Source organism: Acetobacterium carbinolicum, from assembly GCF_047456275.1.
GTDB classification, from domain to species: domain Bacteria; phylum Bacillota; class Clostridia; order Eubacteriales; family Eubacteriaceae; genus Acetobacterium; species Acetobacterium carbinolicum.
This window is the reverse complement of sequence record NZ_CP173357.1, coordinates 3069837-3090560: the sequence shown is the minus strand read 5'-3', so window position 1 is coordinate 3090560 and position 20724 is coordinate 3069837. Positions and strand designations below refer to the sequence as shown.

Here is a 20724-nt window from a genome sequence, read left to right as displayed (position 1 = left end):
TTAAAAAAGTTCTAAGAAGGAAAGGCATGATAGATTAAATGAGACATCAAACAAAAGAAAAGACATCATTAAACGACAACCAGAGAAAAACGCATTCTGAAATAGCCCGGAACCTTTTTAGGCAAGGGTATAATTGTTCACAGTCTGTTTTTCTGGCGTTTTGTGATGAATGTGGATTGGCGTTTGAAACGGCTGCCAAATTAAGCTCATCTTTTGGTGCCGGAATGGGGCGGCTCCGGGAGGTTTGTGGTGCAGTCACGGGGATGTTTATGGTCGCAGGGCTCCTCTACGGCTACACCGATCCAGAAGACCAGAGCGGCAAAGCAGAGCATTATCAGCGGATTCAATTGCTTGCAAAGGCGTTTGAAGATCAGAATCACACGATTATCTGCCGGGAGCTTTTGGGACTTGAAAAAGGAAAAGACAACCCAACGCCGGAACAGCGGACAGAAGCATATTATGCGAATCGTCCCTGTGAATCATTGGTGGGAATGGCGGCAGAAATTATGGAAAAATACATTAACGAAGAAAATTAAAAATCCTTTGCTGGGTATCAATTATAACGCGGATCAGTTGGATAAAGAAATATTTAATAAGGTAGTTATTATTAAAGTATGAGAAAAGCCGGAAAATCAGGTTAAGCGCTAGGGCCACCTGAATAATCCGGTTTTTTTGTTATCTTCGAAAAATGACTCACACCAGTGCTTAAATCCATTTTGAATATTGATACTCAGAGCTTAAATAGGATTTTTAAAAAAGCTCGTTTAGATTAACAGAGTGTTTAAAGATTCTAAATAATGGTATATAAGTAAAATTAATAAAATTAAAAAAACACTTGACATATTAATATGTTATAATATAATGGTATTGACATTATCTTAACAGAGTTGATTGGAGAAATCTAATGGAAATGAAACCGAAAGATTGTGATGAACAGGCTGAAATATTAAAAATTTTAGGAAATCCGATTCGATTATGTATTGCCAGAGGTTTAATAAAAAAGGGCAGTTGTAATGTGACTTATATGGAAGAATGTCTTGGGGTATCACAATCATCGATTTCTCAACACTTGTCAAAATTAAAAAGTGCTGGGATCGTTAAAGGATACCGTTCCGGAACTGAAATTTATTATGAAGTAGTATCAGAAAGTGCAAAAAAAATAATTAATGCAATATACGAGGAGGAAAATTGATGAAAAAGATTTTGATTGTTGGAGGCGTTGCCGGTGGTGCGACTGCTGCTGCCAGATTGCGACGTTTAAGTGAAGAAGATGAGATTATTCTGTTTGAACGGGATGAATATATTTCTTTTGCCAACTGTGGTTTACCCTATTACATTGGGGATGTGATTAAAGATCGCAAGAAATTATTGGTTCAAACCGTCGATGGTATGTCTAAACGCTTTAATTTGGATATCAGAAATTTTAGTGAGGTCGTTGCGATTGACCCGGTTGCTAAAACTGTCGAAGTGAAAAATCATCAAACAGGAAAAACATACAACGAAAGCTATGATAAGTTGATTCTATCCCCCGGGGCAAAACCGATTGCACCACCGATTCCCGGATTGTCAGAAGCAAAAAATATTTTAACGCTAAGAAATATTCCGGACACAGATAAGATTAAAGCGGTTGTTGATAGCGGCAAGGTAAGACGGGCTGTTGTTATCGGCGGTGGTTTTATTGGTGTCGAAATGGCCGAAAATCTGCAAGAACTGGGTGCCAATGTAACCTTGGTGGAAAAAATGAACCAGGTCTTAAAACCCCTGGATTTTGAAATGGCGCAACTGGTGCATCAGGAAATCAATGCTAATTGTGTAAATCTGATTTTAGGAGATGGGGTCGATCATTTCCAAAAACAGGGCAGTGAAGTCGTTCTGGAAAGTGGTCGCGTACTGGAGGCCGATCTGGTCATTTTAGCTATTGGTGTGGTTCCCGATAATATGCTTGCCAAACAGGCAAATCTCAAGTGCGGGCTCCGTGGTCATATTGTCACGACACAAAACTACGAGGTACTCAGCGGGGTAGATGAGAGTGTTTATTCGGATATCTTTGCTATTGGTGATGCCATTGAAGTTAAAGATTTTGTGACTAAGGATCAAACCGCCATTCCACTGGCGTGGCCTGCTAACCGACAGGGGCGGGTTGTAGCGGATTACATCAATGGAAAAACAATTAAAAATTTTGGAATCCAGGGAACTGCGGTAGCAAAAGTATTTAATAAAACCATTGCTTCAACGGGAAATAATGCGGTACAACTGGATATGAAGAAAATTGACTATCAAATTGTGATGGCCCATCGTGCCAATCACGCGGGTTATTATCCTCATGCAACCAATATTGCCTTAAAGTTGCTTTACGATCCTAAAACGCTCAGCATTCTGGGGGCTCAGGCCGTTGGACAGGAAGGAACCGAAAAACGAATCGATGTGATTGCATCAGCCATGAAAATGGGGGCTACCGTTCTTGATCTTCAAGATTTTGAGCTTTGTTATGCACCACCTTTTTCATCAGCCAAGGATCCGGCTAACATTCTCGGTTATATTGCAGAAAACATTGAAGATGGGGTATACAAAACCGTTGAATGGCACGAAATTGATGCAATTGTCGAAAAAGGCGGATTTTTGCTGGATGTGCGCTCACCAGTCGAAGTCAGTGCGGGTGCCATTAAAGGTTCTGTCAATATTGAGTTGGATAGTTTAAGAGATCGTATTGCTGAGATTCCCATTTCAAAGGATACACCCATCTATGTCACCTGCCAGGTCGGTCAACGTGCTTATCTTGCCATCCGAATATTAAAGGGTAATGGCTTTACCAACATCTATAACTTGTCTGGTGGATATAGTACATACCGAACCGCTCATTACAAGTTGGCGGAGTTGGATTTTAATATTGGGGCGTGTATCGTTAAAAAAGTTGACTCAGATGACGGTGATGTTGACCAGGGCGGAAGAGGGAGCGATGGTGAGCAGGGTGGAACCGGAAATGATGTGATTAAAAAAAAAGTTGATGTAACTGGACTCCAATGCCCGGGGCCACTGATGGCCACTTATGACGCCATAAAAAGTGTCGAATCCGGTGATCTGGTTCAGATTATTGCCACTGATTTTGGATTTGTCAGTGACATAAAAAGCTGGTGTGAAACCAATGGACATACGCTGGTTTCTCAGGAGACAAAAGGGAAAAGCTATATTAGCATTATTAGAAAAGGTAGCGAGGGTGAAGCCTGTAGTTTGATGCCGGCGATATCGACTCAGAAAAATGCAACGTTGGTGGTTTTTAGTGGTGAGTTGGACAAGGTGCTGGCATCAATGATTATTGCTCAGGGTGCGGCAGCCCAAGGAAAAAATGTGACCCTGTTTTTCACCTTTTGGGGACTTAATGCACTGCGAAAAAGAGATGGAAAAGGCCGCAACAAGACCTTTGTTGAGAAAATGTTTGGTGCAATGATGCCCAAAGGCGCGGGCAGATTGCCACTTTCGATGATGAACATGCTCGGCGCAGGACCAGCTATGATCAAAGGCATTATGAAGAAGAAACATGTCGATGATTTGGATACCATGATTAAAAAAGCTCAAAATGCCGGGGTTCGTTTTATCGCCTGCACCATGAGTATGGATCTGATGGGGATTAAAGAAGAAGAGCTCATTGACGGGATTGAATATGCCGGGGTAGGAACTTACATCGCCAGCAATGAAAATGCCGGGACAACCTTATTTGTCTGATTTAAGCACTTTAATTAGCTAACATAAGAATACATGAAAAGGATTGAAGTTTAACTTTAGTCCTTTTTTAGGTTGATGGCCCTTTAACATTTGGTACAGTTAAAAAATATGAATTTTGTTTTTTATATTTCAGTTAGAAATATATCCAAACGAAGTAATAAGTGGTAAAATAAAAAGTAAAAATAAGAAGTGTCTGGAAAATGCCTTTGCATTGACAAACAAAAACCATGATTAGCTTAAAAACTTTGAAAGAAAAAGGTAAGGAGAAAAAATGCTAAAGCTTGAAAACATTTCATTTGAAGTTGAAAATGAGAAAGAAATTTTAAAGAATGTCAACCTAACCATTGAAAAAGGGAAATTTATCGCCATCACTGGACCAAATGGCGGCGGGAAGTCGACGCTGGCCCGAATTATTTCTGGTGTTTTAAAACCAACCCGAGGGAAAATCACCTTTTATGGTGAAGATATCACTGATTTATCGATTACCGAACGAGCCCAAAAAGGGATCAGTTTCGGTTTTCAACAACCGATCCGCTTTAAAGGGATTACTGTTCATGATCTGATCAATATCGCCAAAGGAGAAGATCTTTCAGCTCTGGAAGCAAGTCATTATTTATCGGAAGTGGGTCTTTGTGCCAAGGATTACATCCACCGGGAGTTGGATGATAAACTGTCCGGGGGCGAAATCAAACGGATTGAAATTGCGACGATCATCGCTCGAGATACCGCATTATCCATTTTTGATGAACCGGAAGCGGGCATTGACTTATGGAGTTTTAATCATTTAATTGATGTTTTTATGAAGATTCATAAAAACAAAGAGAAATCAATTGTTATCATTTCCCATCAGGAGCGTATCCTGGATGTGGCAGATGAGATCATTGCGATGGTTGACGGAGCAATAATTGTGCGAGGCGCCAAGGAAAGTGTATTGCCGGAATTGCTCCATTGTGAAAATCCTGAAAATTGTGCATATTGCCAGGATATCGTGGAGGCATAAAGAAATGAATGAGATAGCAAAAAAATTACTAAAAGACGTGACGGGGCTGGAAGACATGCCTAAAGGTGCCTACAATATTCGTGAAAACAGTAAAACGGTATCCAGACAGTCCAGTGAAAACATCGAAATTGTAGGAAAAGAAGACAAGTCCGGGATTGACATTATCGTTAAATCTAATACTAAATCCGAAAGCGTTTTTATACCGGCTTTGGTTTCTTGTGGTGGGGTTTCGGACCTTGTTTATAATGATTTTTTTATTGGAGAAAATGCCGATATCACGATTATTGCAGGATGTGGTGTCAGTACTGGCGATAGCTGTGATGGTTCTGAGCATAATGGGATTCATCGATTTTTTCTGGGTAAAAATTCCCGAGTCCGATATGTAGAAAAGCACATCGGTGTGGGAACCGGCACTGGAAAACGGGTTATTGATCCGGTAACAGAGGTGGTGCAGGAAGAAAACAGTTATATGGAAATGGAAACTACCCAAATCAAAGGGGTCGATTCCACCAGACGGTTTACCAAGGCGAACCTGAAAGTGGGCGCTACCCTTGTGATTAAAGAAAAACTGATGACCCATGGGGAACAATTTGCAGAATCAAAATTTGAAGTGGATATGGATGGGGAAGATTCCCGTGTGAACCTTATATCGCGTTCCGTTGCCCGGGATTATTCAAGGCAAACCTTTATCTCGAAAATAAGCGGGAATACCCGATGTATGGGTCACTCCGAATGTGATGCCATTATCATGGATCATGGCGTGGTGAGTGCGATCCCGGAAATCACGGCTAATAGTCTGGATGCAGCCCTGATTCATGAAGCTGCCATTGGTAAAATTGCCGGAGAGCAGATCATTAAGCTTATGACTCTGGGTCTCACAGAAAGCGAAGCAGAAGCAAAAATTATTGATGGTTTTTTAAATTAACGGCGATAGAACCTTAAAAATAGTGGTGTTGGCAGATTTTAAAGGCAGATACTAAATAAAGTATGAAATGATTAAAACTGATTTCTCAAATCGTGAGAGATCAGTTTTTTTTAAGTGCGCAGCGGTTCGGGATTATCAAAAGGATAAATATGACCAAATGTTTTGGTTTTAAGTCGTTTACGGTGAAGAAATATAAGAGGTATGAGAAAAGATAATTGTTGACATATGTTTTTAAAGGAGTATAATGGTTATTAAAGACATATGTCAATAAAAAAAACAAGGAGATATCGATGAAAATTGCAATACCAGCTGATGAACAAATTTTAAATAGTGAAGTGTGTATGTCCTTTGGACGTGCACCATATTTTTATATTTATGAAACACTGACAAAAATGGGACACTTCATTGAAAATACGGCAGCAAGCAGCCCTGGAGGGGCGGGCGTTAAAGCGGCCCAAATCGTTGTCGATAATCATGCGGATATTTTAATAACACCGCGGTGCGGCGAAAATGCGGCTGAGGTTTTCAAGGCCACCAAACTTGAGATCTATAAGAGTAAGGTTGGTTCAATTCAGGATAATATTAATGCTTATCTGGATGAAAGATTAACGGTTCTGGACCAGTTTCATGCCGGTTTTCATGGGGTTAGCGGAGCTTGACGATGAAAATTCAATTGATCAATGGCGTGTCTCAAGGAACAATGGGGATTATTTCCCGAAAAATTGGAGAAAAAAAGCTCGTTGAACGTATTCTTCAAAATGAATTCGCAGCAGTTGGATTATGTCAGGGAGATGTTATCAGCATCCTGGAAGCCAGTGACATTGCTGAAAAAACATCAGATGTTGTGGTAACTGAAATTTCTGGGGTGTGTCCTCAGCATATTATTTGTCTGGCAATTCTGGGTGATATCACATCTGTCGAGACTTCTCTGGCGGCGATAGAAAGTAGGTTGATGAGTAAGTGAAATTAGCAGTACTCAGCGGAAAAGGCGGGACCGGAAAAACTCTGGTGTCGGTTAATCTGGCAGCAGTAGCAAAAGAATCTGTTTATGTGGATTGTGACGTTGAAGAACCAAATGGTCATTTGTTTTTTAAACCAACAGATGTGAAAACAAAAAAGGTAGTGAATAAAATTCCTGTGGTGGATGAGGATCTTTGCCTCGGTTGCCGAAAATGTGTAGACTTTTGTAAATTCAACGCGCTCGCCGCGATTGTTGATAAGCTACTTGTTTTTGATGATATTTGTCACGCCTGCGGGGGCTGTATCATGCTTTGTCCGAGCAACGCTTTGTCTGAAAAAGATAAGGTTATTGGAGTAATAAATTCAGGTGTTTCCGAAGCCGTCAAGGTCATTTCTGGGGTTTTAAATACCGGTGAAGTATCGGGAGTACCGATTATCAAAGCGTTGTTAAAAAAAATAGCTGATGAAAAAAGACTGACCGTGATTGACTGCCCACCAGGTAGTGCATGTGTGGTGATGGAAAGTATTCGCGATGCGGATTATTGCATCTTAGTAGCAGAACCAACCGTTTTTGGGCTCAGTAACCTGATCTTAGTTCATGAACTTGTGAAAATTTTTAACAAGCCTTATGGGGTCGTAATTAATAAAGGCATGGAAGGTGAGAATTTAATTGATACTTATTGTCTTGAAAATAAGATCAAGGTGTTAAGTAAAATACCTTTTGATTGCGAATTGGGAACGCTTAATTCCGAGGGCGAAATTGCATCAAAAATCGAGCCATACCACAGCATATTTTATGCGTTGCTTCAAGCCGTCATGAAGGAGGTGCAAGATGAAACAATTGCTTATTCTTAGTGGAAAAGGCGGAACCGGAAAAACAACGGTGGCAAGTGCATTTATCAAACTGTCCCAGGCAAAAGTCTATGCTGATTGCGATGTGGATGCCCCTAATTTACATCTTGCGATAAAACAGACCAGTCAGCCTAAGAGAAATGATTTTTTCGGGATGCCAAAGGCGGAAATTAATACAATTTTGTGCGCAAAATGTGACCGCTGTGTCGAAAATTGTCGTTTTGATGCAGTCCAGGTGGTTGACAATAACTATTGGATTGATCCATATCTGTGTGAAGGTTGTGGTGTCTGTGAAATGGTTTGCCCAGTTCGAGCGATCAATTTGAAACCTCATATTTCCGGAGAACTGAAGCTATATGATAAGGATGTGATCTTTTCAACTGCTCAGCTCAAAATGGGCAGTGGCACATCGGGAATGCTGGTTACTGAAGTAAAAAAGCAAATGAAATCTATCGATCGCGGTGATGAGCTAGCGATAATTGATGGATCACCCGGAATTGGTTGCCCTGTTATTGCTTCGATCAGCGGGGTGGATATGGTCTTAATTGTTGCTGAACCATCGGTTTCTGGAATCAGTGATATGGAGCGGATCATTAAAACAGCCCAGACCTTTCATACAAAGACGGTTGTATGTGTGAATAAATACGATGCAAACTTAAAAAAAACCAAAGCGATTATCGATTATTGTCAAGCTCACGACATTCCATATGTGGGAAAAATACCTTATGATAAAAGTGCTGTTGAAGCGGTAAATAATGGATTAACGCTGGTCGATGTTTTTTGTGAGGCTGGCGCTGCAGTTCAGGTAGTGTTTGGTAATACGATGGAAATGTTATTAAGAAATTAAGCTAAGAGCACGTTTAGAAAAAAATAAATCAACAGGTAATGAAGATGAATAGCATGGAAAAGCAATATTGTTATTGACATATGCCATTCATGTATTATAATAATGCTGTTGATAACAGAGGTTAATGATCTTAATAACAAAAAATCAATAACAACAAACATAATCGGAGGAACTATTATGAAAATTGCATTACCAACACGAGAGAACTTAATTGATGGCCATTTTGGTCACTGTGAGTATTATACGGTATTCACCATTGATGAGCAAAGCAAAGAAATATTGAGCCAGGAAATAATTGCTTCACCAGCAGGATGTGGCTGCAAATCCAATATTGCCACAACACTTAAAGAAATGGGCGTAGAACTTTTGCTCGCTGGCAACATGGGCGAAGGGGCTGTAAATGTACTTAAAAAGTCTGGCATCGAAGTTGTCCGGGGGTGCGCCGGGAATGTTAAAGAAGTGGCGCTAAGCTGGTTGGCTGGTTCTGTTATGGATTCTGGCGAAATGTGTCATGCCCATGAAGCTGGTCATGAGTGCCAGCACTAAGTCAATCAATTTGGATAAGGAGAGTTAGTTTATGTCCAGACCGGTAAAATGGAAAAAAGTCTGTTGTTTACCAGAAACGGATTTGTTTGGACCCCTTAATGCAAAAAACAGGGAAGATGGAATTATTACCATGTCAGTAGAAGAGTACGAAACGATCCGCTTGATTGATCTAGAAGGTATGCTTCAGGAAGAGTGTGCAGAAAGTATGCACGTGGCACGAACTACGGTCCAGAAAATTTATAATGATGCCCGAAAAAAGCTGGCTGACGCATTGGTTAACGGTAATGTCTTAAAAATTGAAGGCGGCAATTATAAATTGTGCGAAGAAGGCCAGGAAAATTTCGGCTGCAGCCGATGCCGTAAACAGCGGATGAATGGAAGCAACAATTAGAGTTAAGAAAAAACGATAAAACAAACGAATGAGGAGAATTGTTATGAGTGAAGAATGCAGTCAATCCTGTGGATCATGCGGCGAAGAGTGTGAAGATCGAAAGGTAGATTTTTCAGAACAACCGCATGAGCTAAGTAGAATAAAAAAAGTGATTGGTGTTGTCAGTGGAAAAGGTGGGGTTGGAAAATCGATGGTTACCTCCCTGATGGCAGTTACAATGAGACGAAAAGGCTATCATACCGCTATTCTAGATGCTGATATTACGGGGCCATCGATTCCCAAAGCATTTGGGATCAATGAAAAAGCGATGCCCACAGAATTAGGACTTTTTCCGATATCCAGTAAAACCGGAATCGAAATTATGTCCATTAACCTATTGTTGGAAAATGATACCGATCCGGTGGTTTGGAGAGGGCCGATTATTGCCAACACCGTTAAACAGTTCTGGACCGATGTGATCTGGGGCGACGTTGATTATATGTTTGTGGATATGCCGCCGGGAACTGGTGATGTGCCATTAACCGTCTTTCAATCGCTGCCGGTAGACGGGATTATCATTGTCACATCGCCTCAGGAATTGGTCTCAATGATTGTTGCCAAAGCCGTAAATATGGCAAAAATGATGAAGATTCCGGTACTCGGTTTAGTTGAAAACATGTCTTACTTTAAATGTCCGGACTGCGATAAAAAGCATTATTTATTTGGTGAAAGTCGCATCGAAGAAGTAGCGAAACAACATGGCATTGAGGTTGTGGGCAAGATGCCGATTGATTCCTCCCTTGCCGGAGCCTGTGATAAAGGGCTGATTGAATTATTTGATAACACCTGGCTGGATCATCTAGCCGAGACGCTGGAAGTGAATTTAGACGAAAATACAAAAGAAAATACAAAAGAAAATGGAGAACTAAAAATGAAAATAGCAGTAGCAAGCGATAATGGTATAGTATCTGGTCATTTTGGCCATTGTGAAAGTTTTATGATTTATGATACCGTGGATGGTAAGGTTGTAACGACTGAAGCCGTACCAAACCCTGGCCACAAACCGGGATTTTTACCGGTATTTTTAGATGAAAAAGGTGTCAACGTTATTATCTCCGGCGGAATGGGCGGCGGTGCAGTTGATATTTTTAACGAAAAAAATATTGAAGTCATTACCGGTGCCCAAGGCAAAGCAGAAGATCTCGTTAATAGTTATCTATTGGGAGAACTGGTTTCGACCGGGTCTGTCTGTCACGAACATCAACATCATGATGAGTGTGGCGAATAAATTAAAAATTCCTAGCCAAGTAAAAAAAGCTGTGTATCGGGATCAAAACTAGAATTTAATTATATCCAGTCGTGAAATTAGTATTGACGGCTGGATATGATTATGTTAAAATAATGCTTGTATATACAAGGAGCTGGTGTTTTGCTGAAGCAAAATGTACATCTAAGAAAAGTACGTTGATCCGTATATGTGTTATACTGGGAAAGATTAATAAAATTTGTAATTATGTGTCTGAAGACTCACTTTTGTGAGTCTTTTATTTTTTGAAAATTTAAGGAGAAAAGCAAAATGAATCAGAAATTATGGGAAAAATCGGTCGAGTTTCACGGACATCATTGTCCCGGATTAGCCATTGGGGTGAGAGCGTCACAAGAAGCGATTAAAGCGCTCAATGTTTCTTTTTCAGAAGACGAGGATGTGGTTTGTATTACTGAAAACGATGCCTGTGGGGTTGATGGGGTACAGGTTATTTTAGGATGTAGCGTAGGAAAAGGTAACCTGCTGTTTAGAAACCGCGGTAAACAAGCCTTTTCATTCTTTAATCGCAATACCGGCGAAAAACTCAGACTGGTTTTAAAAGCGCTACCAGAAATGGAGCGGGATGAAATGGAAGCCTATATCTTAAATGAACCAGATGCCAGCAAAATCTTTGACTTTAAAACCCCGGATTATGAATTACCAGAACGGGCCCGGATTTTTCAAAGCGTGATCTGTGAAGAATGTGGCGAAAAAACCGCTGAGCATATGATTCGCCTGGAAAATGGCAAAAAAGTCTGCGTGGATTGCTCCAATCCCTACACCCGAGGTTTTTAAAGAACGCCTTTGCGGTTAGAAGAGAACTAAGGCAATAATTTGAAAGAGGTGAAACGAATGAAAAGAATCGTTGCAGTTTTATTGAGTTTAATGATGATGGTAACTTTTGCGGCATGTACCAATACAACAGCAGAGACCACTGAGAGCGAAACGACCACAAAGGTTGTGACCGATAGTTTGGGCCGACAGGTGGAAGTGCCGGCCGAGATCACCAGTGTGGGTTCACTTGGTGTTATGCGGCTGTTAACTTATATGGATGCGGCCGATTTGGTGACTGGTGCAACGGATATGGACAACGTTCAAGTACTGACCCGTCCATACACGTTGGTTAATCCCAATTATGCAAGTCTGAAACAGATTGGTCAGGGCGGTGCCGGTGGAATTGTCCCCTTTGACGAAGAAATCATCAAATTGGCACCTGATGTGATTTTTGTGGTATCCGACTACACCCAGACCGATGAATTGCAGGCAAAAACCGGTATTCCTGTGGTGGCGGTAGCGAATCCCGGGCTGTTTGATGGAAAAATGGATGCTTCGATCGATATTATCGGCCAGGTACTGGGCAAAGAAGATCGTGCCAACGCAGTTAATGAATTTATGGATGCGGCTCAAAAAGATCTCAATGACCGGACCAAGGATATACCAGAAGCCAGTCGTATCACTGTCTACAACGGCGCTTTGAATTTTAAAGGCAAACACGGTTTTGATGGCACCAGCGGGAACTATGGACCCTTTGTGGCAATCAACGCTAATAATGTCGTCGATCAAACGGGACAAAAGACGGCATTTACTGTGGATCTTGAGCAGGTATTGGCCTGGAATCCGGAGATTATTTTCCTTAATCCAGAGAACATGGATCTGGTCAATGAACAGTATACCCAGAATCCAGACTTTTTCAACGCACTCAAAGCGGTTCAGGACAACAAGGTTTATACTCAATTGGCATATAACAATAACTATACCAATGTTGAGATTGCCTTGGCTGATGCTTATTATGCAGGAACTGTTGTTTATCCTGACAAGTTCAAGGATATTAATATTGAAAAGCAAGCTGACGAAATTTTTGAGTTCCTGCTTGGTGAAAAATTGTATGCAAAATATGTAGCAGCAGGTCAGGGCTTTGGTCCGCTGACAATTGGTAAGTAAAAAAATGGACAACAAAAAAAAGACGGCTTGCGGAGTTAACTATGATCAATACGTTCACCGCAAGGTTTTGACCATTGTAACTCTGGTGGTGTTGACATTTCTAACCGCTCTTTTTGCTATATCTGCTGGTTCAGCTGATATTCCAGTCTTGGAAGTACTTAAGGCACTGTTCGGATTTGGAGCGGCCAAAAACGTGCTGGTTACCGTCAATATCCGGTTGCCGCGAATTCTGATGGCGATTGTCGGAGGGATTGGGCTGGCTGCTGCTGGCTGTGTCATGCAGAGTATTTTAAAAAATCCGCTGGCATCGGCATCAACTCTGGGAATTTCCCAGGGAGCTTCTTTTGGCGCCGCGATTGCGATTACCTTTTTGGGTGGCGGAACCGTGATGGGAAATACCGCCAGTGCCGTGACCGTTAATAACCCCTATTTAACGAGTATGTGTGCATTTGCAGCGTCTATGTTTGTCACCCTAGTAATCTTAGGACTATCCAAGGCCCGGAAAGCTTCGCCGGAAACCATGATTCTGGCCGGGGTTGCACTCAGCTCGTTGTTTGCCGGAGCGACAGCACTGATTCAATATTTTTCCTCAGATGTTCAGATGGCTGCCATTGTATTTTGGACCTTTGGGGATCTGGGGCGGGCCAGCATGCAAAATATCCAGGTAGCTGCCGTGGTTACTGCTGGAGCACTGATTTACTTTATGTTTAACCGCTGGAATTACAACGCCCTCGAGTGTGGCGAACATACGGCTACCGGGCTGGGGGTCAATGTATCCCGGGTTCGGCTTATCGGAATGACGGTGGCTTCTCTGACAGCGGCAACGATCGTGTCCTTTGTGGGGATCATCAACTTTATCGGTTTAATTGCCCCTCATATTATGCGTCGTTTTGTGGGCAATGATTATCGCTACTTATTACCGGCATCAGCTTTAACAGGAGCTTTGATGCTGCTCGTCAGTGATACATTTGCTCGTCTGATTGTCTCACCAATTATTCTGCCAATCGGGGCCATTACCTCATTCCTTGGGGCTCCGTTATTCTTATATCTCATATTTAAAGGAGTTGGTCATAATGCTGAAAATTGATGCCTTAGAATTTGGCTATCGATCCAACCGAAAAATTTTGGATCACATTAAATTCGATGTAAAAAATGGCGAATGTGTGGCGATTTTAGGTAACAACGGGGCTGGGAAAAGTACCATGTTAAAGTGTCTGAATAAGATTATCTCACCCCAAAAAGGCCGGGTGGTGGTAAATGAGGTGGACATTCTTAAACTCAATCGTCTGGATATTGCAAAGAACACAGCCTATGTTGCCCAAAAAAGCGAAGGCAGCCGAATCACCGCTTACGATGCTATCTTGTTAGGGCGAAAACCCTATATCAAACTGGCGCCCAAAAAAGAAGACTATGAAATTGTCGAAACAATTATAGAAAGTATGGATTTAGAAGCGTTCTCATTGCGTTATATTGACGAGTTAAGCGGCGGGGAATTGCAAAAGGTGATGATCGCCCGGGCCCTGGCCCAGGAGCCGAAGGTTTTGCTTCTGGATGAACCCACCAGTTGCCTTGACCTTAAGAATCAGTTGGAGGTCTTAAAACTGATCCAGAGCATTACCAAAGAAAAAGAAATTGCCGTTGTCATTGTGATCCATGATCTGAACCTGGCACTGCGGTATTGTGACCGGTTCCTCTTTCTCAAAGACACGGAAATTTTCTGTTATGGCGGAATGGATGTGATGACCTCCGAAAACATCGGTGCCGTTTATCAGGTCCCGGTAGCTGTTGAATCCTACCAAAATCAGAAGGTTGTGATTCCTTTAACCTGAAATAGGCAAAAATTCTGGTTTGTTTAGTTGAACCAGAGTTTTTTGTTGCAATTAATCTAAATAATACGATTGTGGGCCTTCGCGAAGTCTGATAAAATAGAAGAAAAGTCAGGGGGACTATGCCGATGTCAGCATTTAAGAATACAGCTCCGATTGTTTGGTTATTAATATCCATTGCGGTATTTGCCGGTGGCATGATTATGCTGCTTGATGTCAAGCTGGCTTGGAATATGATTATTACCAGCATCTCGATTATGCTGGTGGTGGTCGGGATTATGTATCTGTCAGCTATTTTTCTAAAAAAGGGCGAAAGTAAGTTTAAAGAGTTGGGAATTGGAATTTTATCTCTGTTGGGCGGGGTTTTTACCTATCTCAACCCGCAGTATTTAAAGGTGCCGTTTAGTTTTGCAATTGGGATGCTGGGGATTATTATTGGTTGCTTTGTTTTATTAAGTAGCATTAAATTAAAAAAAGACGGTGCTTCCTGGGTGTGGACCTTGCTGGTGGCTCTGGTCTATATCGGCTTGGGTATTAACATGGCTTTTTTGACCACAACAGGCCGGATCTTTGGCATTATCTTCGGCGTTTATCTGATCTTTTTTGCTTTAAATATTTTTGGCGATGCCTTGGTCAGTTTGATGAAACACAATGATGGGGCCAAAAAAGCCAAGAAGCACATTCGTGTAACCCTACCACTGGTATTTGCTGCGTTCCTGCCGATGCGGATGTTAAAAAAAGTGAATGCATTGGTGCAAGAAGAACCGGATGCTTTATTATTGCTAGAAGACCACTCCATAGAACGAACCACCGATATGGAGATTTTTATCCATACCAAAGAAGGATTGATTCCGGGCATGGGTCATGTGGATGCTGCCATAGGCGAGTGTGTTTACAGCTATGGCAATTATGACGATTCCACCTGGAAGTTAGGGGGCTTTTTAGCTGATGGCGTTTTGGTTGAAATGCCCAAGACCGAACATGTTAAACAGGCGCTGAAAGTTGAAAAGAAAATTTTAATGGGCTATGGCCTCGCACTGACGCCAGAACAAAAAAAAGGGGTTCAGGAGCAGCTGGATGATCTCCTGTCTCACGTTCTTCCTTGGGAGCCAAAGGCGGAGCAGGCGGACAAAGGCGAAATCAAAGGAAATGCAAAGGATTTTGAGGATGTTTCCAGTCAGCTTTATAACGACGCAAAGGCCAGTTTTTATAAATTTAAACAGGGCAACGAGTTTAAAACCTATTATGCCCTGGGAACGAATTGTGTCAAGTTGGTGGATACGCTTGTCGGTAAAACCGGAATTGATCTGATCAAGATCAATGGCATTATTACTCCCGGTGCCTATCTGGATTATCTGGATCGTCTTTATGACCGGGGCGATTCCATTGTGGTTTCCCGTACCCTGTATCAGGACATTGAAAATAAGAGGGAAAAGGAAATAGCAGTTAGTCCGGCCTAGAACGCTCAGCTTTTACTTGGGCCATTAAAGCAGCTTGAAATGATTGTGGTCGTACTCAATGATTCCGTCTTTTTGAAGTTTGGAAAGAACCCGGGATAGGGCACTGCGGTCGACACATAAAAAATCAGCTAATTCATTGCGCGTAAAGGGAATCTCAAAAGCGAGGTTCCCTTTTTTTTCGGCCTGTAACGACAGATAGGAGAGTACCTTGTCTTGAATAGTCCGCCGCGATAACAACTGGTTTTTACTGCTGAGGAGGATGTTCTTTCGGGCGAGTATCTTCAGTAGATTCTCAATCAGGTGATTGTGAAACACACAGGAGTTAGGACAGGTATTAATAATCCGTTCGATCCCCAGAAACATGACGGCTGTGTTGGTTTTTGCCAGCACCGTGACGGGGCTTTCTTTAATACCGGCACTGGCAAAAGCTTCGCCAAAAATATGGCTGGGACTTAGTTCCGTGAGAATGGATCGATTACCGTAATAATCCTCTTGAATAACTTGGACTTCTCCCGATAAAATAACCCCCACAGTGGTTACCGGCTGGCCAGTCAGTAAAATAATCTCCCCCCGGTCATAATTTTTTTCTTCACCACCCAGGCACTTTAGCATGGCTTCCAGGTTTTCGTCGATGCCATCGAATAATTTAACTTTTCTTAAAACATCTAAATTTTTATTCATAATTATCCTTTGTGTTGCATATGCAACGGTAGTTTTGGGTAAATTATATTATGATTGGTTCAAGAAATCAATACCAGATTACAAGGAGGAAAATAAGATGATCCGAAAAATAATTACAATAGATGAGAATAAGTGTAACGGCTGTGGATTATGTGCAGAAGCCTGCCATGAAGGCGCAATTGGAATGGTTGACGGCGTGGCCAAATTACTACGTGACGACTACTGCGACGGATTGGGAGATTGTCTGCCAAGTTGTCCCACCGGAGCGATAACCTTTGTGGAACGGGAAGCGGCAGCTTATGACGAAGCCGCGGTCTTAGAAAATATGAAAAAAAAGGAAACGACACAAAATAGTGGCGCGAAAAAAGCAGGCGGATGTCCGGGAACCCAAGCAAAAACCATTGTCCGAGAAACGATAGCGACCGATGACGGACCGGAACCACTGCCATGCGGATGCCCCGGCTCATCTTCTAAGGCCATTGTTCGGGAAACCGTGGCTACGGAGAAACCAGCACCAACTGAAGCGCTCGAATCACAACTTAGACAATGGCCGGTTCAAATTAAGCTGGCACCGGTTAATGCCCCTTATTTCAATGGTGCCCACTTGTTGATAGCGGCAGATTGTACCGCCTATGCCTATGCTGATTTTCATAATCGCTTTATCAAAAATAAAATTACCTTAATCGGTTGTCCAAAACTAGATGCCGTTGACTATGCGGATAAGCTGACTGAAATATTAAAACGTAATGAGATTAAAAGCGTTACTGTCGTCCGAATGGAAGTTCCCTGTTGTGGAGGGATTACTGCAGCAGTTACCACAGCACTTAAGGATTCAGGAAAAATGATTCCATGGCAGGTATTGACCGTCACTACTGATGGAAAAGTATTGGAGAATGATTAAAGAAGCATGATAGCGATGCGTTGTCTTAGGCGAAGAAAAATTAAGATAAGCGCTTAGGTATTAATTCCTGGCAGTAAGCTTGGCTAAAAAAGTGTCCTGTAATTATTCGCCCCCAAAATACAGCCATATCCAAAATTTTTGTGGATATGGCTCTTTTTAGTTTGCAAATGCAAAATTTAAGTAGCTTCAGCGATCGAAAATAAAATGCATTACAAGTATTTAGAGCGTGGATAAAGTGCAAAAAAATACAGTATTTATCATGGTTTCGTAAACCTTTGCAGAAAACAGAAAAAAATAATTTATAAAGGCTTTAATTTGCTCATTAAGCGATAAAGTTCTGTTGTAAAATCAGAATGATTATGTTATGATAACCCTGTCGATACATATATATACAAGTTGACAAAATACGAATTTTTCCTGTTGATAAATCAGTGGGTATAACTTACACTGAAAAGAGAAAATTGACCGGAGAAACGATAATGGAGGAAACATTATGGCTTTTAATATTGCAGTTGCGGGTAAGGGTGGCGTTGGTAAAACAAGTCTTACCGGTATGCTTATTGAATATTTAGTTGCAGAAGGTCTGGGTCCAATTTTAGCAGTGGATGCCGATGCCAATGCAAACCTTAACGAAGTACTGGGGGAAGAAGTGGAACTTTCCATTGGTGAGATTAAAGAAGAAGTAAATCATGCCGAAATGGATGGGGTACCATTGCCTCCAGGTGTGACAAAAACAGACTTTTTGAGACTTCGGTTAAATCAGGCCGTTGCCGAAGGAAATGGTTATGATCTTCTGGTTATGGGTCGCAGCCAGGGTGCTGGTTGTTATTGTTATGTTAACGGAATCTTAAAAACTCAGCTTGATATGCTGGCAGGTAACTATCAATATATTATCGTTGATAATGAAGCGGGGATGGAACATCTAAGCCGGGGAACGCTCGGTCGAATTGACATGCTTATTCTTGTCAGCGACTGTTCCCGTCGCGGGATTCAGGCAGTTGGCCGAATCAAAGAGTTGGTTTCTGAACTTAAACTGAAAGTACCAGTGATTAAGCTGATCGTCAACCGCGCCCCAGATGGCGTTTTAAACGAAGGAACAGCCGAAGAAATTAAAAACCAGGGTCTTGATCTTATTGGTGTTGTGCCATTAGATCAGAATGTGTTTGAATTTGATGCTTATGGCAAACCGTTGGTTGATTTACCATCTGATTCGCCAGCCAAGGTTGCGCTACGCGATATTGTCAACAAACTTGAACTGATCAAAAACGGCAAAAAATAAATGCCTGATTAAGGCTCTTAAGACTTATTGACAAACAGATTAAGTAGCACCGACAATTGTTATATCTAAAGAGATTATCAATTGATCGGTGCAGACGTTTGTCGAGAAACATGGGGCTGTTTGGCAGCCCTTTTAGACGGAAACTGCGGAAAAGGGGAGGTTGTTATATGAATAAGGTGCGATTTAATATTAAAGGAAAAAGATCGGTTGATTTAATCGCGAGCGACGGAGAAAATTTACTAGAAGCCGCCAGAAGAGCTGGTGTTATGATTGATTCACCGTGTAGCGGAAACGTGACCTGCGGTAAATGCAAGGTTAAAATAGAGTCGGGTCAGGTTAGAACAGAAAAATCCAGGCATATTTCTGAAGCAGAAATGGCCCAGGGGATCGTACTTTCATGTAATTCAACCATCATAGAAGATATCGAGGTGGAAGTACCGGATTTAGCGTCTTCTTTTGTAAACGAAATGCAGATCACCGATCTATCGGTCAATGAGAATAAAAATATTAAATACGTACGTAAGAAAATGATCAAAGAAGGAATGACCAATGCCAGCCGACTCTGGTCTGAGATCATCAAGTTGCCGTGTCCCAGCATTGAAGATAACAGTGCTGATGAAGATCGTCTAAAGCTTTATTTTAAGCAGCAATTAGGCTATGAAGATATTGCCATCAGTTTAAATGTCATCAAGAAACTGCCAGATGCTTTTAGAAAGAATGATTTTTTGATCGAAGTCGTTTATTTAAAACGCCGGGAAGTGGCTGAAATTCTGGATGTCAAACCGGCGAACAGTGAAAAATCGGTTCTGTACGGGATTGCTCTGGATATTGGGACAACTTCGGTGTCGGCCTGTCTGGTCGATATGAATACCAATGAAATTTTAACAAAGGCTTCAATGGGGAATGCCCAGGTTAAATATGGGGCGGATGTTATCAATCGAATTGTTTATTCAGAAAAACCTGGTGGCTTGGAAAAACTGCGCCGTGCCATAGTTGATGAGAGCATCAATAACCTTATTGAAAAACTGGTCAATACCATTGGCATCAGCAAAGAAGATATTTATGAGGTCTGTGCGGCCGGAAATACGACCATGAACCACTTGCTGTTGGGGCTTAATCCGGACTATTTAAGACGGGAACCATTTATCCCGGTCATTAATGACATCCCCGAAATGAAATGTGTAGAATTAGGGATTACTGTTAATCCGGAAGGAAAAATATATTTAGCACCTTCGGTTGCCAGTTACGTAGGCGGCGATATTACCGCCGGTGTTTTTGCGGTACCCGTTTGGATGCGGGAAGATTTCACCATGCTGGTGGATCTGGGAACAAACGGCGAAATTGTCTTTGGAAATAAAGATTTTCTGATGACCTGCGCCTGTTCAGCCGGACCTGCTTTTGAAGGCGGTGAAATTAGCTGCGGTACCCGGGCTGTGCCTGGAGCGATTGAGCAAGTTACTATCAATGACGGAGACTTAAGGCCTTTTTATAATACCATTGGTCAGGTTAGCCCGGTGGGAATTTGTGGTTCAGGGATCATCGACTTAATTTGCGAGATGAAACGAACGGGTATAATCAATGGAAAAGGCCGAATGGAACGGGATCTGAATCATCCTCGAATCAAGTTTGATGAATACGGCATTGGTCAGTATTATCTCTACTCCAAAGAATTGGATAATGGTTCTAAAGATGTATATATTACGGAAATTGACATTGACAGTTTTATCAAGGCAAAAGGAGCGGTCTTCTCCGCGATCTATATTTTAATGGAAAGTCTGGATATGTCCATTGATGTTCTGGAAAATATCTATGTCGCCGGGGGTATCGGTACCAATCTGGATATTACCAATGCGATCGCCCTGGGGATGTTGCCAGATATCCCGGTGGAGAAATATTACTACATCGGTAACAGCTCGATGCAGGGATGTTACCTGGCATTGACCCTCAGTGAAGGAAAAGACAAGATTCGGGAGATTTCTCAGAATATGACGTATATGGAATTAAGTGTCCACCCAACTTATATGGATGAGTTCATATCAGCCTGTTTTATCCCCCATACCAATATGAATTTATTTCCTTCCCTGGAAAACTGAAAATAGGAGATTTTTAA

General features: G+C 41.8%; 21 protein-coding genes. 20 read left to right on the top strand and 1 reads right to left on the bottom strand.

Annotated features, from left to right (window positions below):
- Positions 1-38 precede the first annotated feature (38 nt).
- From ACIZ62_RS14460 to ACIZ62_RS14380, 17 genes are all read left to right on the top strand, one after another.
- Positions 39-536: a C-GCAxxG-C-C family protein gene (locus ACIZ62_RS14460; protein ID WP_111889250.1), complete on the top strand. Its 498-nt coding sequence runs from the start codon at positions 39-41 to the stop codon at positions 534-536.
- Positions 537-904: 368 nt separating this feature from the next.
- Complete coding sequence (locus tag ACIZ62_RS14455; RefSeq protein ID WP_111889251.1) at positions 905-1192, top strand: ArsR/SmtB family transcription factor; 288 nt, start codon at positions 905-907, stop codon at positions 1190-1192.
- Positions 1192-3720 carry an FAD-dependent oxidoreductase gene (locus ACIZ62_RS14450; protein WP_111889252.1) on the top strand — a complete coding sequence of 843 codons (2529 nt, stop codon included), beginning with the start codon at positions 1192-1194 and terminating at the stop codon, positions 3718-3720. The genes ACIZ62_RS14455 and ACIZ62_RS14450 overlap by 1 nt, the downstream gene beginning before the upstream one ends.
- Before the next feature lie 271 nt (positions 3721-3991).
- Positions 3992-4720 (top strand): ABC transporter ATP-binding protein, encoded by a 729-nt coding sequence (locus tag ACIZ62_RS14445; protein ID WP_111889253.1) that lies wholly within the window; start codon positions 3992-3994, stop codon positions 4718-4720.
- 4 nt (positions 4721-4724) lie between these two features.
- Positions 4725-5645 carry a SufB/SufD family protein gene (locus tag ACIZ62_RS14440; RefSeq protein ID WP_414150461.1) on the top strand — a complete coding sequence of 307 codons (921 nt, stop codon included), beginning with the start codon at positions 4725-4727 and terminating at the stop codon, positions 5643-5645.
- 290 nt (positions 5646-5935) lie between these two features.
- Positions 5936-6304 carry a NifB/NifX family molybdenum-iron cluster-binding protein gene (locus tag ACIZ62_RS14435; RefSeq protein WP_111889255.1) on the top strand — a complete coding sequence of 123 codons (369 nt, stop codon included), beginning with the start codon at positions 5936-5938 and terminating at the stop codon, positions 6302-6304.
- Positions 6305-6306: 2 nt separating this feature from the next.
- Positions 6307-6609, top strand: coding sequence for a BMC domain-containing protein (locus ACIZ62_RS14430; protein ID WP_111889256.1), 303 nt, complete (start codon positions 6307-6309; stop codon positions 6607-6609).
- Positions 6606-7460, top strand: coding sequence for a 4Fe-4S binding protein (locus ACIZ62_RS14425; RefSeq protein WP_111889257.1), 855 nt, complete (start codon positions 6606-6608; stop codon positions 7458-7460). Before ACIZ62_RS14430 ends, ACIZ62_RS14425 begins: the two co-directional genes overlap by 4 nt.
- A complete protein-coding gene (locus ACIZ62_RS14420; protein WP_414150460.1) occupies positions 7438-8304 on the top strand; it encodes an ATP-binding protein in 867 nt (288 codons plus the stop codon). Before ACIZ62_RS14425 ends, ACIZ62_RS14420 begins: the two co-directional genes overlap by 23 nt.
- 177 nt (positions 8305-8481) lie before the next feature.
- Complete coding sequence (locus ACIZ62_RS14415; protein WP_111889259.1) at positions 8482-8850, top strand: NifB/NifX family molybdenum-iron cluster-binding protein; 369 nt, start codon at positions 8482-8484, stop codon at positions 8848-8850.
- A gap of 31 nt (positions 8851-8881) precedes the next feature.
- Positions 8882-9241, top strand: a complete 360-nt coding sequence (locus tag ACIZ62_RS14410) for a DUF134 domain-containing protein (protein WP_111889260.1) — start codon at positions 8882-8884, stop codon at positions 9239-9241.
- Positions 9242-9284: 43 nt separating this feature from the next.
- Positions 9285-10508 carry an iron-sulfur cluster carrier protein MrpORP gene (locus ACIZ62_RS14405; RefSeq protein WP_414150459.1) on the top strand — a complete coding sequence of 408 codons (1224 nt, stop codon included), beginning with the start codon at positions 9285-9287 and terminating at the stop codon, positions 10506-10508.
- Between the two features lie 288 nt (positions 10509-10796).
- Positions 10797-11321 carry an FmdE family protein gene (locus tag ACIZ62_RS14400; protein ID WP_111889262.1) on the top strand — a complete coding sequence of 175 codons (525 nt, stop codon included), beginning with the start codon at positions 10797-10799 and terminating at the stop codon, positions 11319-11321.
- Between the two features lie 57 nt (positions 11322-11378).
- Entirely contained in the window at positions 11379-12467 is a 1089-nt protein-coding gene (locus tag ACIZ62_RS14395; protein WP_414150458.1) for an ABC transporter substrate-binding protein, read from the top strand.
- A gap of 4 nt (positions 12468-12471) precedes the next feature.
- Positions 12472-13554, top strand: coding sequence for a FecCD family ABC transporter permease (locus tag ACIZ62_RS14390; RefSeq protein ID WP_111889806.1), 1083 nt, complete (start codon positions 12472-12474; stop codon positions 13552-13554).
- Positions 13541-14296 (top strand): ABC transporter ATP-binding protein, encoded by a 756-nt coding sequence (locus ACIZ62_RS14385; RefSeq protein ID WP_414150457.1) that lies wholly within the window; start codon positions 13541-13543, stop codon positions 14294-14296. The genes ACIZ62_RS14390 and ACIZ62_RS14385 overlap by 14 nt, the downstream gene beginning before the upstream one ends.
- Before the next feature lie 125 nt (positions 14297-14421).
- The gene (locus ACIZ62_RS14380) at positions 14422-15753 is read left to right on the top strand and encodes an MFS transporter (RefSeq protein WP_322519786.1); all 1332 of its coding nucleotides are present in this window, start codon (positions 14422-14424) and stop codon (positions 15751-15753) included.
- A 24-nt stretch (positions 15754-15777) separates the two neighbouring features.
- Here ACIZ62_RS14380 and ACIZ62_RS14375 read toward each other — a convergent pair whose 3' ends face one another.
- Positions 15778-16434, bottom strand: coding sequence for a Crp/Fnr family transcriptional regulator (locus tag ACIZ62_RS14375; protein WP_111889265.1), 657 nt, complete (start codon positions 16432-16434; stop codon positions 15778-15780).
- A gap of 97 nt (positions 16435-16531) precedes the next feature.
- Here ACIZ62_RS14375 and ACIZ62_RS14370 point away from each other — a divergent pair, with 97 nt between their 5' ends.
- The 3 genes from ACIZ62_RS14370 to acsV all read left to right on the top strand — a co-directional run bounded on the left by ACIZ62_RS14370 (position 16532) and on the right by acsV (position 20707).
- Positions 16532-17335, top strand: coding sequence for an ATP-binding protein (locus ACIZ62_RS14370; protein ID WP_111889266.1), 804 nt, complete (start codon positions 16532-16534; stop codon positions 17333-17335).
- Between the two features lie 493 nt (positions 17336-17828).
- Complete coding sequence (locus ACIZ62_RS14365; RefSeq protein ID WP_111889267.1) at positions 17829-18614, top strand: AAA family ATPase; 786 nt, start codon at positions 17829-17831, stop codon at positions 18612-18614.
- Between the two features lie 167 nt (positions 18615-18781).
- Entirely contained in the window at positions 18782-20707 is a 1926-nt protein-coding gene (acsV, locus tag ACIZ62_RS14360; RefSeq protein ID WP_414150456.1) for a corrinoid activation/regeneration protein AcsV, read from the top strand.
- Positions 20708-20724 lie beyond the last annotated feature (17 nt).

Excerpts from the sequence above, each read along its gene's own strand:
- ACIZ62_RS14460 (WP_111889250.1), top strand. The coding sequence starts at position 39 with ATGAGACATCAAACAAAAGAAAAGACATCATTAAACGACAACCAGAGA.
- ACIZ62_RS14435 (WP_111889255.1), top strand. The coding sequence starts at position 5,936 with ATGAAAATTGCAATACCAGCTGATGAACAAATTTTAAATAGTGAAGTG.
- ACIZ62_RS14395 (WP_414150458.1), top strand. The coding sequence starts at position 11,379 with ATGAAAAGAATCGTTGCAGTTTTATTGAGTTTAATGATGATGGTAACT.
- ACIZ62_RS14415 (WP_111889259.1), top strand. The coding sequence starts at position 8,482 with ATGAAAATTGCATTACCAACACGAGAGAACTTAATTGATGGCCATTTT.
- ACIZ62_RS14440 (WP_414150461.1), top strand. The coding sequence starts at position 4,725 with ATGAATGAGATAGCAAAAAAATTACTAAAAGACGTGACGGGGCTGGAA.
- ACIZ62_RS14430 (WP_111889256.1), top strand. The coding sequence starts at position 6,307 with ATGAAAATTCAATTGATCAATGGCGTGTCTCAAGGAACAATGGGGATT.
- ACIZ62_RS14450 (WP_111889252.1), top strand. The coding sequence starts at position 1,192 with ATGAAAAAGATTTTGATTGTTGGAGGCGTTGCCGGTGGTGCGACTGCT.
- ACIZ62_RS14390 (WP_111889806.1), top strand. The coding sequence starts at position 12,472 with ATGGACAACAAAAAAAAGACGGCTTGCGGAGTTAACTATGATCAATAC.
- ACIZ62_RS14445 (WP_111889253.1), top strand. The coding sequence starts at position 3,992 with ATGCTAAAGCTTGAAAACATTTCATTTGAAGTTGAAAATGAGAAAGAA.
- acsV (WP_414150456.1), top strand. The coding sequence starts at position 18,782 with ATGAATAAGGTGCGATTTAATATTAAAGGAAAAAGATCGGTTGATTTA.
- ACIZ62_RS14455 (WP_111889251.1), top strand. The coding sequence starts at position 905 with ATGGAAATGAAACCGAAAGATTGTGATGAACAGGCTGAAATATTAAAA.
- ACIZ62_RS14375 (WP_111889265.1), bottom strand. The coding sequence starts at position 16,434 with ATGAATAAAAATTTAGATGTTTTAAGAAAAGTTAAATTATTCGATGGC.
- ACIZ62_RS14420 (WP_414150460.1), top strand. The coding sequence starts at position 7,438 with ATGAAACAATTGCTTATTCTTAGTGGAAAAGGCGGAACCGGAAAAACA.
- ACIZ62_RS14385 (WP_414150457.1), top strand. The coding sequence starts at position 13,541 with ATGCTGAAAATTGATGCCTTAGAATTTGGCTATCGATCCAACCGAAAA.
- ACIZ62_RS14400 (WP_111889262.1), top strand. The coding sequence starts at position 10,797 with ATGAATCAGAAATTATGGGAAAAATCGGTCGAGTTTCACGGACATCAT.
- ACIZ62_RS14405 (WP_414150459.1), top strand. The coding sequence starts at position 9,285 with ATGAGTGAAGAATGCAGTCAATCCTGTGGATCATGCGGCGAAGAGTGT.
- ACIZ62_RS14365 (WP_111889267.1), top strand. The coding sequence starts at position 17,829 with ATGGCTTTTAATATTGCAGTTGCGGGTAAGGGTGGCGTTGGTAAAACA.
- ACIZ62_RS14380 (WP_322519786.1), top strand. The coding sequence starts at position 14,422 with ATGTCAGCATTTAAGAATACAGCTCCGATTGTTTGGTTATTAATATCC.
- ACIZ62_RS14410 (WP_111889260.1), top strand. The coding sequence starts at position 8,882 with ATGTCCAGACCGGTAAAATGGAAAAAAGTCTGTTGTTTACCAGAAACG.
- ACIZ62_RS14370 (WP_111889266.1), top strand. The coding sequence starts at position 16,532 with ATGATCCGAAAAATAATTACAATAGATGAGAATAAGTGTAACGGCTGT.